This is a genomic window from Deinococcus radiophilus (assembly GCF_020889625.1).
GTDB classification, from domain to species: Bacteria; Deinococcota; Deinococci; order Deinococcales; family Deinococcaceae; genus Deinococcus; species Deinococcus radiophilus.
Window position 1 is genome coordinate 171738 of sequence record NZ_CP086382.1, and the last position, 15806, is coordinate 187543.

Annotated in this window: 11 protein-coding genes and 1 riboswitch; of the genes, 2 read left to right on the forward strand and 9 right to left on the reverse strand. The window is 62.5% G+C overall.

What is annotated here, in order from left to right; genetic code table 11:
• Positions 1 to 11 precede the first annotated feature (11 nt).
• From LMT64_RS13030 to LMT64_RS13070, 9 genes are all read right to left on the reverse strand, one after another.
• On the reverse strand, positions 12 to 4529 hold the full coding sequence (locus tag LMT64_RS13030; protein WP_229253536.1) for an MG2 domain-containing protein: 4518 nt from the start codon (positions 4527 to 4529) through the stop codon (positions 12 to 14).
• Between the two features lie 71 nt (positions 4530 to 4600).
• Positions 4601 to 5116, reverse strand: a complete 516-nt coding sequence (locus LMT64_RS13035; protein ID WP_126352164.1) for a hypothetical protein — start codon at positions 5114 to 5116, stop codon at positions 4601 to 4603.
• A gap of 108 nt (positions 5117 to 5224) precedes the next feature.
• The gene (locus tag LMT64_RS13040) at positions 5225 to 5407 is read right to left on the reverse strand and encodes a DUF1540 domain-containing protein (RefSeq protein WP_126352178.1); all 183 of its coding nucleotides are present in this window, start codon (positions 5405 to 5407) and stop codon (positions 5225 to 5227) included.
• Positions 5408 to 5657: 250 nt separating this feature from the next.
• The gene (moaA, locus tag LMT64_RS13045; protein ID WP_170165982.1) at positions 5658 to 6656 is read right to left on the reverse strand and encodes a GTP 3',8-cyclase MoaA; all 999 of its coding nucleotides are present in this window, start codon (positions 6654 to 6656) and stop codon (positions 5658 to 5660) included.
• Between the two features lie 206 nt (positions 6657 to 6862).
• Positions 6863 to 8104 carry an O-antigen ligase family protein gene (locus tag LMT64_RS13050; RefSeq protein ID WP_229253537.1) on the reverse strand — a complete coding sequence of 414 codons (1242 nt, stop codon included), beginning with the start codon at positions 8102 to 8104 and terminating at the stop codon, positions 6863 to 6865.
• Between the two features lie 71 nt (positions 8105 to 8175).
• On the reverse strand, positions 8176 to 9327 hold the full coding sequence (locus LMT64_RS13055; protein WP_126352161.1) for a glycosyltransferase: 1152 nt from the start codon (positions 9325 to 9327) through the stop codon (positions 8176 to 8178).
• A 41-nt stretch (positions 9328 to 9368) separates the two neighbouring features.
• Entirely contained in the window at positions 9369 to 10430 is a 1062-nt protein-coding gene (locus tag LMT64_RS13060) for an LCP family glycopolymer transferase (RefSeq protein WP_126352160.1), read from the reverse strand.
• Between the two features lie 20 nt (positions 10431 to 10450).
• A complete protein-coding gene (locus LMT64_RS13065) occupies positions 10451 to 11665 on the reverse strand; it encodes a lipopolysaccharide biosynthesis protein (protein WP_229253538.1) in 1215 nt (404 codons plus the stop codon).
• Positions 11666 to 11737: 72 nt separating this feature from the next.
• The gene (locus LMT64_RS13070; protein ID WP_170165981.1) at positions 11738 to 12994 is read right to left on the reverse strand and encodes a glycosyltransferase; all 1257 of its coding nucleotides are present in this window, start codon (positions 12992 to 12994) and stop codon (positions 11738 to 11740) included.
• A gap of 139 nt (positions 12995 to 13133) precedes the next feature.
• Here LMT64_RS13070 and LMT64_RS13075 point away from each other — a divergent pair, with 139 nt between their 5' ends.
• Both LMT64_RS13075 and LMT64_RS13080 read left to right on the forward strand, forming a co-directional pair.
• Positions 13134 to 14336 carry a hypothetical protein gene (locus LMT64_RS13075; protein ID WP_126352157.1) on the forward strand — a complete coding sequence of 401 codons (1203 nt, stop codon included), beginning with the start codon at positions 13134 to 13136 and terminating at the stop codon, positions 14334 to 14336.
• A 145-nt stretch (positions 14337 to 14481) separates the two neighbouring features.
• Positions 14482 to 14568, forward strand: a riboswitch (cyclic di-GMP riboswitch).
• Positions 14569 to 14730: 162 nt separating this feature from the next.
• On the forward strand, positions 14731 to 15771 hold the full coding sequence (locus tag LMT64_RS13080; RefSeq protein ID WP_229253539.1) for a hypothetical protein: 1041 nt from the start codon (positions 14731 to 14733) through the stop codon (positions 15769 to 15771).
• Positions 15772 to 15806: the final 35 nt, after the last annotated feature.

A 15806-nucleotide genomic window follows, 5' to 3' on the forward strand; every position in this document is an offset into this window, starting at 1 on the left:
CTTGGCCCGAACTACTCCACCCACAGCCGTTCGGCGCGGCCCTCGCCCAACTGGCCGCCCTGGCTGGCTTCCAGGTATGGTGCCGGGGCCTGATAGTCGCCGCTGGCCAGTGCCCGCAGCTGATAACGGATCACTGTCTCCCCGGCGGGAAGCTGCTCTAGGTAAAAGACACTGCGGTCATCGTAGATGGAACGCGCGGCCCAAGCCAGCGCGGTGCTGCCAGGCGTATTCTCCCAGCCGGGAAAGGCGAAAGGGCGGTCGTCAACGGCTTCCAGACCGCCGGGGGTAGGGTCGGTCAGGCGCAGGCCCTTCAGGGCGGTGGGAGCCTGCACCCGCAGCGTGACAGTGACGATCTCATCGCGTCCCACACGGGTGGCAGAGTAGCTGCGCTCCAGCCTTACGCTGCTCAGGGCGGCGGGGGGCGCAGTGACCCGGCGGGTCAGAAACTCGCGCTCACAGGCCAGGCCTGCCGGACCACTCAGGGTCAGCTCCGGTGCGCCGGTCAACTGCTGGAGCCCAAACACCAGGCACCGCGGCTGCGCCAGGGACACCGGCTGGGTCTCGCCGCCCAGGCGGACCGCAGCGCTGCCTCCTGCTGAGCCCGCCGCTTCCTGTTGGGCAGCCAGGGTCAACGCCGCCACGGCCGCCGCCGTGTCACGCGGTCCCCCGAAGCTCTGCCCGGTGCGGGCCTGCCAGACGGCCTCCAACAGCATCTGGGCCTCCTCCATCTGACCCAGCCGCTGGGCGGCCAGCGCCAGCCAGGCGGTGCCTTCGGCAGTGTCCAGCGCCCAGCTGCCGGAACGCGACTCAGCCGCGTTCTGCTGCGCGTCAGCCAGGGCCGAGCGGTACAGGGGCCGGGCCGCCTCAGGCTGGGCCAGGGCCAGTGCTGCGGCCAGTCGGGCCTGCTGAGCGGCGCTGAGGTTCTGGAATCGTCCGAGTGCCGCCATCCCCTGTGCATCTCCCGCCTGAATCAAGGCGGCCACCAGGGTGGAATCGGGCGGCCCTTTCAGTTGCGTCAGCAGCTTCTGAGCGTCCTCGCGCGCAATGTCCAGCACACTCTCCGTCACCAGACCAGCCGCCCGGGCCTGACCCAGGGCAGCCAGGGCCAGGCCCGTCTGCTCGGCGTCGGGGACTGTGGACTGGGCCGTCCAGCCCCAGCCACCCCCCAGTTCGGTGTAGTCCAGATGCAGGCTGAGGAGGGCCTGCACGTCACGCTGGGCCGCTGCCCGCAGTCCCTGGGCCGGCAGCAGGCTTTCCCAGCCCAGGGCCTGCGAGAGCCGCAGCAGGTCCAGATTGGCCCCCAGCGAAGCCGCTACGCCGTCGGTGGTAATCCAGCGCTCGGCAGGGTCGCGCAGATAGGCGCTCAGGCTGGCAATACGCGCCTGATGAGGCCCGGCGGCCAGCGTCAGCACCAGTGCCTCAGGTTGCTGCCCAGCGGGGACGCTGAGCGTCTCACGGTGTGGTCCCCGGCCCGAGGCGCGGCTGACCTCGCGGCTGCCAGCTGGGCGGACCGGCAGCGTCTCCTGCAGCGCGTCCCCCTGTAGCCCCCCGGCGCGGGCCACCAGCGTGAGGGGCCCAGGCTGCTCCGGAGCACTCAGGTCAAAGCGCACGGTGCCGCGGCCAGCACGGAGGGTCAGCGGCTGGGTCTGGGCCGCGCCGCCGACCTCCAGGGTGACCTGCTCGGTACGGTCACTGCCCGCTTCGTCCTGCACACTAAGGTAAGCCATACCCCGGTCCCCCGCCGTCAAGACGCGGGGCCGCGACAGGCGCACCGCATAGGGCAGCCCCACTGTCAGTTCACTGCGGGTCTGCCCCACCGCTGTTTGCCCGCTGAAGGCGCGGGCGCTGACGCGGTACTCACCTAAGGCTTCGGGCAGGGTAAACGTCACCTGGGCGCGTCCATCTGCACCGGTCTGGACCGTGTCGAACAGGGCCAATTCGCGCAGATCGCTGCGCAGAGGCGCGCCGTCACCGCCAGCACCGCCGCCCCCACGGCCATCGGGCGGCAGATCGTAGGAGGTGACCTGCCAAGCCTGGGGTGAGGTGACACCCCAGAACAGCCGCCAGGGATCTGGTGCCGGATCTTCGGCCACGGCATAAAGAGCTTCCTGCACGGCATTCAGCGTGACCAGCGCTGGCTGGGGCTGACCACTCTGCACGGTTTCCACATCCAGGGTGACCCGCTCGCCAGGGCGCAGCTTCCCGGACGGCCCGGTCACGCGGATCTCTACGCGGCGGTCGTCACGCACTACGGGCAGCACCGCCGTGGAGGCCCGCACCACCTCGCCCTGATAGGTGGTGGTCACGTCCAGCCTCACCCCTGGTGTGGAGGCAGCGTCCAGCGGAACCGCAATCGGCGTCACTGGCCCACGTACCGTCAGCGGCTGGCGGATCAGGCGGTCCTCGGCGGCAATTTCCAGCAGCAGCGGTGTTCCGGCGGGCAGATTGGTCTTCAGTTCGGCGCGTACCTGCTCGCCGGGGTGCCGTGGCAGGGGCTGAGCCACCAGCTCGGCCTGGTACCGCTGCGGAGGCGCGTAAACATACGCCGCCCCACGCTGGCCGGCCCACAACTCGCCGGTCACCTGGCGGCCGCTGGCGTCCTGGGCGCTCAGCTTGATGGTGTAGCTGCCGTCCCGCGGCAAGGCAAAGCTGGGGCGTACCCAGCCTGCGGCGTCGCTGGTCAGGGTTTGCTCAGCCGCGACTTCGGTGCGCTGCTGGCCCTCCACATAAAAGGTACGAATCAGCTGCGCCTGCACGCGCCGTCCCGCCTGCGGCTGGTCTCCCGTCACGGAGCGCACCTGCACTGCCGCCGCGACGCGGTCCCCCACCTGCTCAGCCCAGTCCTGTAGCACCAGCCGTATCCCGGCAGGGTACAGCGTGAGCCAATGCTCGGCGTACACGTCCCGGCCGTATTCATCCTTGGCGCGCACAATGATCCGGGCAGCCTGGGGCGCATTCTTGAGCGCCGACGTGGGCAGGCTGAAGCTTGCCCGGCCGTCCACAGAGCGAGTCAGGGCAGGCTTACGGTCCAGATACGAGTAGTCACTACCGGACCACCATGCGGCGCTCTGGGTTTCCTGCCGCAGTTCGGCCAGGGGATCGTCCTGCCCCTGCGGGTTCAGGTTGCTTTGCTGACCCATCAGGTCCAGAAAGATCTCGGCCTGGACCTGCGCGGGGCCGCCGGCGTACAGGTCGGCGCTCAGGTTCAGGGGCAGCGGTTCTCCGGCGATCAGCTGGGTGGAGGCCTGCGCGTCCAGGGTGAACTGCGGCTTGACGAAGGCCTGTACCCGCACCGGCAGGCGGCTGACGCTGGGGTCCGGCTGCGGGTTCTCGGCGGTGGGCGGGGTGGGCACTTCGACCTCGACCTCGTAATCGCCGGTTCTTATCTCACTGGCCAGTGGCATCTCGAAGCGCACCAATCCCTGCGCATCGGCCTGGGCCGACACCGAGTAGAGTTCATTGCCGCCCCAGCCCCGCGTCAGCCGCACGGTGACCGGACCACTGTAGGGCTGGCGCTCGCCGTTCACCAAGCGGCGCACCACCGCCAGGCCTTCGAGGGTTTCACCGGGACGGTACACCGGCTTGGAAGTCTGAAGAAAAGCCCGGGCCCGCTCGGACACTCCCACGCCCCAGCTGGACAGGTCAAGGTCGGCGCGGTGAGATTGACCCGCGATCTGCACCTCAGCATTCAGCTGCAGCGCTTCACCGTCACGCACTGGAAAGGTCGCCCGGCCCTGGGCATCGGTGGTCACGGCTGGGAGGTCGCGGACCTTTTCCCAGCGCCAGGATGTGGGATCGTCTATCCGGCGCCAGGCACTGGCCTTGACCCGCGTCCCCGGCAGCGGCTGCCCGGTCACGGCATGCATGGCGTATACCTGCACGGCGTTCGGCAGCACGGTCGCCATCAGGTTCAGACTGGTGACGATCAGCACCTCGGCGCCCTGTACGCCCGTGGTGGCTCCCGCCTGGGAAGCAGTGACCAGATACGCCCCTGGCGGCAACGCTGGCAACTGAATGGGCGCTAGGCCATCTATGGAGCTGGGACGCGGCACGACCGGTATCCGGTGGAGCACCCCCCCTGTGGCCTGATACCGGGACACCCCTTCAGCGGTATCCCAGCGGCCCAGGGGCAGGACCCGCAGTTCTAGGCGGCCCAGGGAGCGCCCCGCTTCTCCGCCCCCCACCAGCAACCTGATCGGCTGCCCCGCAGGCTGTGGGGTTGTGGTGTAGGCGCCACCGACTGGAGACACCACGGCGATGCCCTGCCCCTCCGAACTGATCAGGCCGCTGCGGGCGTAATACACCTGCTGACCGTAGGGCACGGCCACCACAGCAGGCCGGGTGTACTGCCGGTATTCGCCCAGCGCGACCAAGGCCTTGCCGGCGGGGAGGGTCAGCACCGGGGCACCGCTCAGGTCCGGCGTGGCGTAGAGCGGAAGTGGCGCGGCGGCGCGGTCAGCCAGCGCCGTGGTCGGCCACACGGCCAGCAAAACAGTCAGAGAAAGCCAGCCGCGGGCAAAGGGGTTCATGCTTCAGCATAAGGCGGCGTGTCACCGCTGACCTGACGAAATCTTGAGCGTTGACCCATCAGGGCCAGGAGTCAGTTCAGCGTCTTGCCACGCAGGTGCTGGGCACAGGAAATACGGTGACCCAGTTCCTCAGCGCCCAGTTCGCCGTGTTCCAGCAGCCCGGCGGCCACCACCTGTACCTCGGTCCAGCTGCGGCGCAGCGTGGCCGCGGTTCTGGCCCGCAGCACCTGCAGATACGCAGCGGCCACCGCCTGTTCGCCGGGATCACTCAGACTGCGCCGGAGCAGTTCCAGCGCCGCCGCTTCAGCCAATGCCAAGTCGGGCCACTCATACCCCGCCAGTTCCAGGGCCACCGTTCCTGCCAGCCCCACCATCACCAGATCTTCCATCAGTCCCCGGTTCAGTGCCAGCGCCGCCGGATCGGGCGCCAGGCCGTAGCGAATACCGTCCACCAGACTGACCTGCTGCACCCGCGCTGGGGCACGGCCACACAGTGTGGCCAGCACGGCCTCAGCGGCCAGTTGCTGGCAGCGCTGTTCGTCATTCGGGGCTTGGGTGGGGGCCGGGGTACTGTGGAGGGTGGGCATTAACTTGAATCCTTTGGTCAGGATTAAAGCACAGCCCGCTTCTGCCATTGCAGGACAGTTCACAAAAAAGCCCACCACCCGGAGGTGGCGGGGCAAGTGAACTGGAACTTACTGGCCCTGACCAGGGCGGTCACTCTCGGCAGAGGCATCCTGAGCGGGCGAGAAGGTCAGGCAGCGGGCCTGATCGGCGCTCAGGCTGACCTCAATCTGTCCGGCGGTACAGTTCTGGTCACGGTTGAAACGGCAGGTGACGGCGTCACAGCGGCTGACAACACTCTGTTCGTTATTCATGGCTGCACTGTAGTCCATCAAGCCTCCTTTAAAAAGTAGGGAGGCGCGTCATGTAAAGAGGGCTAATTTATAAACTTGATCAGGCTACTAAGGTATCAGCTCCGCTGCCTCAACGCCTTGAGGTCATCCGGAAAATAGGGTGAGCTGCCCAGGAATGTCCGCGTCTACTCTCTCTCCTGCAGAGCTGTGCCAGTCGGCCCATATGAAACCTCGGTGACGGATGCGTCGCCGTGATTTTCCGAGGCAGCCTCTAACCGCCGATGAAGCTCATCTCGATCTTGCTGCTGCGGGTCACCTCGCCGCGCTCCTCGGAGTAGCGGTCCCGGCGGGCTTGCCATAGCCCCTGTAAGCGCTCCAGCAACTGGGCGTCCGTTTCCCCGGCCCGCAGCGGCTCCTTGAGACCGTAGCCCTGGGTCGCGAACAAGCAGGTATAGAGACTGCCGGTGGCCGAAAGCCGCAGCCGCGAGCAGTTGCCGCAAAAGGGCGCGGTGACGCTGGAAATCGCGCCCACTTCAAAGCCGTCGCTGGACCGGAAGCGGGTCGCCACCTCGCCGGGATGGCGCGGCGGCAGCGGGGTGAAGGTCAGGTCATTCCCGGCCAGACGCTCAATGACTTCGGCAGACGGCACCACACTCTCCAGATTCCAGCCGTTGTGATTGCCCACGTCCATGAACTCGATAAAGCGCACCACCGCTTTACCACGCAGTTCGCGCCAGAACTCGGCCAGGGCCGCGTCGTTTACACCCCGCTTGACCACCGTATTCAGCTTGACGCCCAGGCCCGCACTCAGGGCCGCGTCTATTCCGGCCAGCACCCGCTCCGGCGACACCCCCAGGCCGTTCATCTGCCCAAAAGTCTCAGCGTCCAGCGCATCCAGGCTGACCGTGACGCGCTGCAAGCCTGCCGCCTTGAGGTCTGCCGCAAAGCGGGGCAGCAGCAGCCCGTTGGTGGTCATGGCCAGGTCCTGCACACCGCTGATCTCCACCAGTGCTGCGACCAGTGTGGGCAGGTCACGGCGCAGCAGCGGCTCGCCGCCGGTCAGGCGCAGTTTTTGCACCCCTAACCCCACCAGCAGACGGCTGACGCGGCTGATCTCCTCAAAGGACAGCAGCTCGCTCTGCGGCAAAAAGGCGTAATCGGGGCCGAAGATCTCGGCTGGCATGCAGTAGGTGCAGCGCAGGTTACAGCGGTCGGTCACCGAGATTCGCAGGTCGCGCAGGGGCCGTCCCAGAGCGTCGGTGATGGGCAGTGGCGTGGAGATGATGGATTACATCCTTTCAGAAAACAGGGGAAGCCGTAGAACCCTCAGCATCGGCGTGATGACATTTGCTATAGGTGGGAGGGATTGCATTCGGCCCACAAGCCTTCACCCTTTTCTCGGGCATTTCAGCTTGATGGAGGCAGGGCCTCTACCGCAACGGGAAGCCTCAAAAAACATCCACGTGGCACGGACGCTCAATCTTCTTTCCTGAACGGAGGCTGAGGATGCCCCGTCGCCAGCGGTGTCAGAGCCACAATCATGACCAGTGTCAACATAGGCAGAAAACTGCCAAAGGCGGGATTTGGAAAGAGTGTTTCTGTGGCAACCGTAGTAATCCAGAGACTGATCAGGAGGTTCAGTGCCATGCTGGCCCGCCGCTGACGCAACCTGTGCAGCTGTGACATGAGGACACCAAAAAACAGCACCATGACACTCAGACCCGCCAAACCCGTGTCATAAAGTACCTGCAGCACCATCATGTGGGCATTGACTCCATGATTGCCGATGCCAGACCCCATACCGCTGCCCAGTAGCAGCCGGACTGGTTCATCCAGCAAGCTGCGCAGGTAGGATTGCCAGATTTCAGCCCGGCCAGCGAGGTTCTCGGTATTGCCCGCTTCCAGAATGGTGGACTGACGGGCGATGATCTTATCCAAATCCGTCTGCAAATAGGGCAGCGCGAAAACGCCTCCAAGACCGACCAGGAGTATCATCAGCGTGGAACGAAGCGGCGTACGGATACCTTCAAGGAGGACGAAGACGACTGCGCCAACCAAACCGGCGCGGGCGCCGCTGAGAAAACAGGTCAACACCACCAGCAAAAGCAGCCATGAGTTGCTGCGGTCGGCGCGCATCAACATGGCGAACGCTCCTTGCAGCAGGAGCATGGAAGCGACGAAGCCGTGGTTATAACTCAGCGTGCCCAGCCCCGGGTCATACGATTGATAGTAAAAATCCCAGAGCCCAGGTACACCGCTGCCGGGAAGAATCTGGCCCAGCAGCTTTGGCAAGAACGGCGAAAAATAAGTCCAAGTGACGGTAGCAGCGGTAAATAGAAAGCCAGCGGTGGCCACTCGGCCCCAGGTACGGAGTAATCCAGCGCTGAGAGACAGCCGTGAAACAATCCAGAACATCGCGGTTAACTGAAAGAGTTTGTAAACTTGAAAGATCCCGAATGGGAGGGCGACGTCCAAGTGACCATCTTGCATGATGAAAAGAAGCACCAAGGACAGCGCCGAGAGTCCAAAGATCAGCAGGATCCCTTTCCAAAGAAGCTGCAAGTCCTGGCGTACCGGCGCCGAATAAAGGACGGCCGTGATCAAGGCCGCCCAGAAGCTGAGATCCGCCAGGGTCTGCCACAGGGGCCAGGGGCCAAACCCCAGCACTGGAAGGCCAAAGCCCTGAACCGCGATATACACCGTCAGAAGGAATCCCACCAGCCGCTCTGCTCTGCGGGCAAACGAATGCTGGCCCAGTGGCGGCTGATGCTTGCCCGACCAGCTTAGAGTCATGAGCGTGCCTGCGCCGTAACACGCCGGTAAAATTCGGCCAGCTGCCGCGAAGTCTGCCCAATGTCAAAAGCAAACTGTGGAGCGGGGTGGCGTCCTCGGGCCAGCGCCTGGGCTGACGCGTCGGCCCAGGCCCGTGCCGACGCTGACAGGGGCAGTTTCCAAACGTCAACCAGCGGAAAACGCTCATCACCAGAAAGAATAGGAACGGTGTCTGAAACCACGCCAGGGAGTCCAGCCATCTGCGCCTCAATCAGCGACAGACTCAGTCCCTCAAACTCGGAGGCCAGCAAGAAGACATCCATGGCCCACAGCATTTCCGGAACATCTGGGCGCGAGCCGGTCAGGCAGACCCAGTGTTGCAGCTTGAGGCGGCTCACCTCCTGCTCAATCACCTGGCGCTGTGGTCCATCCCCCACCAGCAACAGATAAGCCGCGCCATGCTGGCGGTGAAATTCCTGCAAAATCTCCAGCAAGAAGGGGAGGTTCTTCTCGGGCCTCATCTGGGCCACGCACCCCAGGACAGGAATGCCTTCTTCCAGGCCCAGGGAACGGCGTATGATCTGCGTCTGCCGTGGCTGCGCAAAAGCGTCCAAGTCAACACCCAAATCAATGATCTGTGCCGAGCGCCAGTGGCGACCGAAAAGGGACTGGGCCGCCGACTGACTGACCGCGGTGCGGTGGGTCACGCCCAGATTGAGGGCCAGTGCCATGAAGAACAGATACAGACGCCGGGTGGGCCTAACTGTCCGATCCACCTGGAGCGTATTGCTGTGACTGGTCACCACCCGCACCGGCACGCCGGCCAACCGGGCCAAGAGGACAATCACGCCGCTGAAGTGGTGAACGTGAACGTGGACCACGTCATATTGGAGGCGGCGCAGTTCGCGCCAGTAAGCCCACAAAAAAGCTGGGAGGTGCGACGTTGCAGGCGGGTGAACAACGTGAGCTCCCAGCCGCCGAATCTCAGGCTCGTGCTCTCCTGTCACGGGCGGGGAGGCGGCCAGGAAGACGTTCATTTCGGTCTCCTGACGTGGAATCCGCCGAAATAAGTTGACCAACCAACTCTCTACCCCGCCACGGTCCAGATTACCGGTGACATGCAACACCCGTACTGGCCCCGTCTGCTCCTGAGATGAAGGAAAGTGCATCACTGGGAGCCAGAATAGTGGATCCATCTCAGCGGCAATCTTTAGCGCAGGGACAGATGAAGGCGCTGACGCTCCTGATCACTGACCACGTAGTACCACAGGCCATCTATCTTCTGATGGGTACCAGCCACTTCAAGCACCGTCTGATGGTCCACGGCATAGGCGTGCTGTACCCGCAGTTCCAGAACCTCTGACGGAGAGAAGTTGGTTCTGACTTCCTGCTGCAGCTGCTGGAGCAACTGATTGAGTTCATCAGGCGAACGCTGGCTGAGTTCTGCGATCAGGCTGCGAAGCACCTCCTGTTGCCGGCTGTTGCGACCAAGGTCACCGTGCGGGTCCTCTTTGCGCATTCGAATGTAAGCCAGTGCCTGTGTGCCGTTCAGCCGGATCTCTCCGGGTTGAAACATCTGGCCGTCCAGTTCAAAAGCGAACGGGGGATTCACCGTCACTCCCCCGACCAGATCAATGCTTCTCTCAAAACCAGTCATACTGATTTCGACAAATTTATCCATGGGTAAACCCAAGAACCGTTCGACCGCCAAGGTCTGCCGGGTGGCCCCTCCAAACGCATAAGCAGCATTGATCTTGTTCACTCCGTAGTCTGGAATGAGGGTACGGGTGTCGCGTGGCACGCTGAGAAATGTCAACATCTGCGCCACCGGATCAAACGTGAGAACGACAAGAACATCTGCGCGGCCCTCGCCCAGCTGAAGCTCATCATTACCGATAAGCAGGATGCGGATCTTGGCGTCTGTCTGGATCCGCTCCAGAAAGACCGTAGGAGCCAGGGTTCGCCCGGCAGTCGCAGGCGCATTGGGCACTGCGCCATTTCCCTCCGGGTCTACTGACGCAGATTGCTCCGCACCAGACCCGGAGGGAGGAGGAACATATCTTCCCAGCGAAGTGGGCTGATTCGGGGCAGGCGGAGACAGGTCTGCGAAGATCGGATCGTCCAGCACGCCTGGGAAGGGCGGGAAACCATCACCGTCCAGCTCTTGATGAACCTCGGCTCCCGCTTGCTGGACACTGCGGTGCTGCGCAGCCAGGCTGCCAGCAATCACAACAAGCACGGTCAGGAGCCCAACCCACCATCTGCGGCGCATACCAGTTCAGTATAAACGGCTCAGGATCGGCCATCTGACTTGGCAGCCCGTACAGGAGGAGCGCGCAGAGCGCGGCGCAGGATAAACGCACTGCCGACCAATTGCGTGACCGCGCCCAGCAGCGTGGCCCAGGCCACCCCCAGCAGGCCACGGTGCGGAATAAACCAGGCGCAGGCCAAGATCAGAACGGCGGTCACGGCTACAAACAGCGGCAACTGTTCACTGAACTGGCGAGCTGCGGTCATGGCGAATCCCAGTGCCGAAGCGAGGTAGCCGACCGCTGCGGCCACGCAAAGCCAGAAAAAGAGCCCTGGCTCGGCGGCAAATTCCGCGCCATACAGCAGGTGAATCAGTGGCTCGCCGGCCAGCCCACTCGTCAAGACCAGCAGGAGACCGATCCCTCCTGCGCCAGCGAAGAGCAGCCCCGACAGCTTGAGAAAGGAACGGCGATCATTGTGGGCATACAGCTGTGAGAGGCGAGTGGTCAGGGACGTCCCCAGTGCCACAATCAGGACGCTACCAATCACACCGACATAACTCAGCGTGGCATAGATTCCCAGTGCGGCGCTGCCCAGAACGTACTCGGTGACCAGGCGTGGCAAGTTGGTACTCAGTGACACCAGCGCTATCACCATTCCCAGTGGCAACGTCAAACGGATCAGTGCCGGCTGAGGGCCAGGTTGCCACCAGCGTGCCGGCTCTAAACGGCGGGCACGCGGCCAGTCGAACAGCACCAGGGTCAGGAGCGCAGCCACAGCCAAGCCCAGTGCGGCCAGGGTGAGATTCTGGGTCAGCAGATAAGCAGCAGCCAGCAGTCCGAGCCCCAGCACGCCCCGCAGCAGGGTGGACTGCGCGGTCCAGTCCAGCCTATGCTGACGCTGCATCAGGCCGTACATCACTTCACTGATGCCCTCAAGGGCCTTGGCAACCCCCAACCACCAGACTGCGCCACTGGCATGAGGATACAAAAAGGCCAGCCCGGCCGTGATCAGCAGGCCAGCACCCATCAGTGGCAGGCGCAGTGAAAAATAATTGCTGAAGCTGAAATCACCCTGAATATCGGTGGCCTGCACTGAACGAAGTTGCAATCCCAAAAACAAAAACAGCGGAGCCGTCAGCGCCAGACCCAGGGCATACAACCCGACATCGACTTGCCCACCCACCTGTGCCAGCAGAATCACTGCCGCCCACTGTGACGCAGAATAAATGCCCTGACCAATAACGGTCCAGATCATGCCGCCTTTAAGGCTCAGAGGCTTATCAGCACTCAAAACAAACTCCCTCTGGACCGAAACAACCCGCTGAGCTCATTGACGCGGGCATGAGAACTGGGTACGGACCGTCAGAGCCGTGAGTGCCAGACTGCCCAGTGCAGCGGCAGTCCAACCCACTTTCCCTCTCACCCTCCGCCTTGCCTGCGCACGTGCCAACACCTCCTCATACAGCTCGTCCCAGTGACGCATCACCGTTTCCGGACTGAATTCACTCTGCACCCAGGCCTGAGCGTTGCTCCCACGCCGTCTACGTTCCACCGGGTCATCCAGGGCTTCCAAGAGGGCAAGGGTCAGGGCCGGCACATCGCCGGGCGGAACCTGCCAACCAGTCTCACCGGGCTGGACTGCGTCACGGGCTCCAGTCGCTGTGGTGGAAATCACCGCCAAGCCACTGGCCGCTGCTTCCAGGGAGACAGTTGGAAATCCTTCACGGTAGGTGGGAAGCGCGAAGACATCCATCAGGGGGTAATGGTCACGGACATTGAACACATAGCCTCCCCAGATCACCCCCGGCTGCTGCTGAATAAACTGCCGGGTGGCTTCATCGAGGGGATCACCCTCCTCAAACTGCCCCAGCAGCAGCAGCTGAGCTGCGGGGTAGTGCCGCTGCACCTCAGCGAAGGCACGGCACAGTTCGGCCACGCCCTTGTCACGGACAAGTCGGCCTACGAACCCGATGACCGGACCCTGCGAATGAAGACCAAGGTCACGCCGCAGCCGCTCGGCGGTCGGCAATGACACCTCATGGGACCGGATTCCACTGAAGCTGCCGCTGCCCAGAACCCGGCCCTTGTGAGGGGGAAGCAGCCCCAGACTGCGGACATAAGCATGCAGGCTGTGGCTGGGCAGCACCACCTCATGGGCACAGGCGACCGCCACCCGCTCGGCCAGCAACAACAGTGCCCGTTTGGGGCCCTGGGTGGTCTCAGCCCGCAGACCATGCATGGTGTAAATGCGCCCCGGCACCCGGGTCAGCACTGCGGCCATCCCAGCCAACAGCGCCGCTTTGGGAGTGCCAATATGAATCAGATCGGGCCGGTCACGCCGCAACTCGGCGCACAGCTGCCACAGAGAATACAGATCCCGCAGGGGCCGAATCTCACGTTCCATCGGTACCTGACGGACAGGTATGCCGTGCTTCAGAGCCAACTGCAAGAATTCTGCTGGACCGGGCGAGGTCAGCACTTCTGCGTGGTCCCCCTGGTCAGCTTGTCGGCCCTTCCAATGCCGCAGGTGTTCACTAAAAAAGGCCAAGCTGTCGGGCACAGTAACTACAAAAGTAATTTTCATCAACGCCCTTCCTTGGCTCCGGTCAGAGATAACCCAATGGCAATCAGATCGCAAACTACTATAGGCAATCGGTAGCAGCCAGCAGTGAGCATGAGAAGGGACTCGGTCATACCTCATTTGACCTTTTTATATTCAGGGAATGAACAGGCCCCGCTGTCGTTCCAACCTGGCTCGCTGGGGGCTGATCTTCACCGCCTTCACCTTGACCAGTTGCCAATTGGTACCTGCTCTACATTTCCCCCATCTTGGCCCGCAGTTGCTGGCCCCAGATGGCCGCCTTCACACGGCTGAAGCCACCCACGCGCAGAGACGACCAGACGGCACCCTGCTCATCAACGACCAGCCTTTTTTTCCGCTGGGATTTTACCACATCTCCTGGGCACGCCAAGGCACGCCAGAAGACCGCTTGCGTGCTCTAGGACAGCTGTCACACGCTGGTTTCAACCTGATGATCACGGACCTGATCAATGACGACGACAGTTCCAGTTTCGGTTCGACCCTGGACTTTGCGCGTGAAGAAGGGGTATTCGTCATCCCATTTGGTATGGCTTCCGACATGCGTGAGCGCATCAAACAGCATCCCGCCTTGCTGGGATTCAAGGTAGCCGACGACGCGAACGATCAACTGACGCCGCAGCAGGTCTCAGAGAAGAACGCCGAGTTCAAGGCCAGCTATCCGGACAAGCTCACCTACTTGAGCCTGGTGGTGGCCAATGATCGGCCAGAAACCGACTATTTCGGTACGGCGGACTTGATCGGTAATCAGAGTTATCCCGTAGGCATGGACAACATCGCCGTGACCTACCAGGTCATGCGCAGCACCGTGACAAGCGCTCAGGTCAACGGCAGGGTCCCGATTGCCACGCTGCAAAGCTTCGCCTGGACCAACCGCCAGGACCCACCGAATCCAGCAGAGGTGCGCAACATGACGTACCAGGCCCTGATGGCCGGGGTCAAAGGCATCGTCTACTACGCCTACCGTTCCCAGGAGGTCGACCTGATCTCTGAACCCGTTCTCTGGCGTGCCCTGCGTGACATTGCCCAGGAAGTGGCCCTGCTCTCACCTCTCCTGCTGAACGGCAAATTCACCATCTTGCAGGAGGATCCCGGAGGACCGCTGGCCGCCTACCTCAGTGGCGAGGGCCACAACGGTGAAATGCAGGGCTACCTGGTCGCACTCAACACCAGCCGTCAGCAGAAACAAACCGTCAACGTGACCTTACCGGAAGCGCCGCAAATCTGGGACATGGTAGGTGACAGCACTTCAGCCCTGCACCGTACAGGACCGCAGGTAAGTGGGACACTGCGCCCCCTGGAAGTTACAGTGGTTCAAGTGCGCTGAATAGAGTCGAAAACAGCGCTCCAGACAGTCTTTAGCGACTAACGACCCCTGTATGAGTTATGTCATAAGAAAACTTTTACTCTAGGTCATGAATCAGGATGTGGGGACTCCCCCTGTCCGATTCAGACCGCCAAACATTTTTACTTCTCGATAAAGGCAAACTCTCTGCGAAGAGAGGACGCAAAGCCAACGGAGCTTCTGCTTGACGACTGAAGCTGGCCGGGTTACCGAAGGAAGCTTAATGAAAAAATTTGCTGTTATGGCCTGCATGTTGAGCATGCTGGCTTCCGGATGCTCGAATGCTGTTCTGCCCACCGACCCTGCTGCTGACGCTGTTCCCACCGCAAATGCACAAGCACTCCAGCCAGGCCGTCCTGCCAAGCAAGGTGGCAGCGTGACCCAAGTCCGCACCGACGGCACCTTGCTGGTGAACGGGCAGGCCAATTTCCCGATGGGCTTTTACCACGTTTCTTGGGCGGGTGACAGTGCGCGGCGTCTGCGTGACCTTCAGGCGATTGCGGACCTGGGATTCAATACCGTTCACGCTTCAATGCTAGGCGCCGATACCGACGTGGAGAGCTTCCGGCAGCTTCTGGATACGGCCCAGAAGCGTGGTGTGCGGCTGGTGGCCGAAGACCATAGTGACCAGGCGATCGTGGCACTGAAAAGCCATCCGGCCTTGTTGGGCTGGCTGGTTTCCGACGACTGTCACAACTTGGTGACGCCCTCAGAACTCCAGAGCCGCGGGGAGCAGATCAAGCGACTTGATCCCAACCATCTGACCTATACCAGTATGGCCATCCCTTTTTACAACAGTTATGCGTACAGAGACTACTTTGGCCGCGTAGATGCCATTGGAAACCAGAGTTACCCAGTGGATGGAGGTGACGGGCTGGATGTCGTCTTCCCCGTCATGAGCAAGCTTGTAGAGCAGTCAAAGGCCAAAGGCACCATGCCGATCGCCAACCTGCAAAGCTTCCGCTGGCCAAATGGACGTTACCCTACCCCTGTTGAGCTGAACAGCATGACCAATCAGGCGCTGGCAGCTGGAGTCAAGGGCATCTTGTACTACACCTACCTTGATTACACCAACGACTTGAGTCAGCATTCCCAACTCCACGCAGAACTTAAGACACTGGCCTCCGAAGTGAAGGTCTTGGCCCCTTTCCTGACCAACGGACAACGCCAAGCGCTGCCAGTCGTATCAGCCGGCGGCCGGGCCCTGGCCCACCTGTGGTCTTATGGAGGACGGCGTTACCTGCAGGTCGTCAGTCTGGAAGCGCAAGCGGCACAGAATGTGAAGATTCAGCTTCCCGCCAAGGCCAGGGGCCTACGTCCTCTATTTGCTGGACGCACGACCACACTGCAGGCCAGTGGCGCACAGGTACAGGGCAAACTGGCTCCGCTGGGTGCACAGTGGTACGAAGTGCAGTGATCTGCTGATCTGGATCTCATCCCACGGCAGGTGGC

Coding starts and splice junctions, on each gene's coding strand:
- LMT64_RS13070 (WP_170165981.1), bottom strand. CDS start 12,994: ATGAAAATTACTTTTGTAGTTACTGTGCCCGACAGCTTGGCCTTTTTT.
- LMT64_RS13035 (WP_126352164.1), bottom strand. CDS start 5,116: ATGCCCACCCTCCACAGTACCCCGGCCCCCACCCAAGCCCCGAATGAC.
- LMT64_RS13060 (WP_126352160.1), bottom strand. CDS start 10,430: ATGCGCCGCAGATGGTGGGTTGGGCTCCTGACCGTGCTTGTTGTGATT.
- LMT64_RS13075 (WP_126352157.1), top strand. CDS start 13,134: ATGAACAGGCCCCGCTGTCGTTCCAACCTGGCTCGCTGGGGGCTGATC.
- LMT64_RS13030 (WP_229253536.1), bottom strand. CDS start 4,529: ATGAACCCCTTTGCCCGCGGCTGGCTTTCTCTGACTGTTTTGCTGGCC.
- LMT64_RS13040 (WP_126352178.1), bottom strand. CDS start 5,407: ATGAATAACGAACAGAGTGTTGTCAGCCGCTGTGACGCCGTCACCTGC.
- LMT64_RS13065 (WP_229253538.1), bottom strand. CDS start 11,665: ATGATCTGGACCGTTATTGGTCAGGGCATTTATTCTGCGTCACAGTGG.
- LMT64_RS13055 (WP_126352161.1), bottom strand. CDS start 9,327: ATGCACTTTCCTTCATCTCAGGAGCAGACGGGGCCAGTACGGGTGTTG.